The organism is Clostridium sp. BSD9I1 (assembly GCF_900185645.1).
In the GTDB taxonomy this organism is placed as follows: Bacteria; Bacillota; Clostridia; order Clostridiales; family Clostridiaceae; genus Clostridium_AK.
This window is the reverse complement of record NZ_FYAM01000001.1, coordinates 1-617: the sequence shown is the minus strand read 5'-3', so window position 1 is coordinate 617 and position 617 is coordinate 1. Positions and strand designations below refer to the sequence as shown.

General features: G+C 36.0%; 1 protein-coding gene and 1 pseudogene. Both read left to right on the top strand.

The annotated features are described in order from the left end of the window. Window positions 1-486 (top strand): acyl-CoA dehydrogenase family protein (locus BSD9I1_RS00010; RefSeq protein ID WP_278281147.1); only part of this gene is annotated, 486 nt, incomplete at its 5' end. Window positions 487-501: 15 nt separating this feature from the next. Further along, window positions 502-617, top strand: a pseudogene (locus BSD9I1_RS00005) (electron transfer flavoprotein subunit beta); the annotation flags it as partial.

The following is a 617-nucleotide window of genomic DNA, read 5'->3' as shown; positions in this document are numbered from 1 at the left end:
GTTCCAAAAGAAAACCTACTTGGAAAAGAAGGAAAAGGATTTGGAATTGCCATGAAGACTCTTGATGGAGGAAGAATTGGTATAGCAGCTCAAGCTCTAGGAATAGCTCAAGGAGCATTTGATGAAGCAGTAAGCTACATGAAAGAAAGAAAGCAGTTTGGAAAACAATTATACAAATTCCAAGGATTAAGCTGGATGATGGCTGACATGGAAGTTGCAATTGAAACTGCAAGACTTTTAGTATACAAAGCAGCTTGGAAGAAAGAAAACAAGATGCCATACAGTGTAGATGCAGCTATGGCTAAATTACATGCAGCAAATGTTGCTATGGATGTAACAACTAAGGTTGTTCAGATATTTGGTGGATACGGATACACTAAAGAATACCCAGTAGAAAGAATGATGAGAGACGCTAAGATCACTGAAATCTATGAAGGAACTTCACAGGTTCAGAAGATGGTTATTTCAGGAAACATATTTAAATAAGGAGGGTACACTTAAATGAATATAATTGTTTGTTTAAAACAAGTTCCAGATACAAATGAAGTTAAAATAGATCCAGTTACAGGAACTCTTATAAGAGAAGGTGTTCCATCAATCATAAACCCAGATGACAA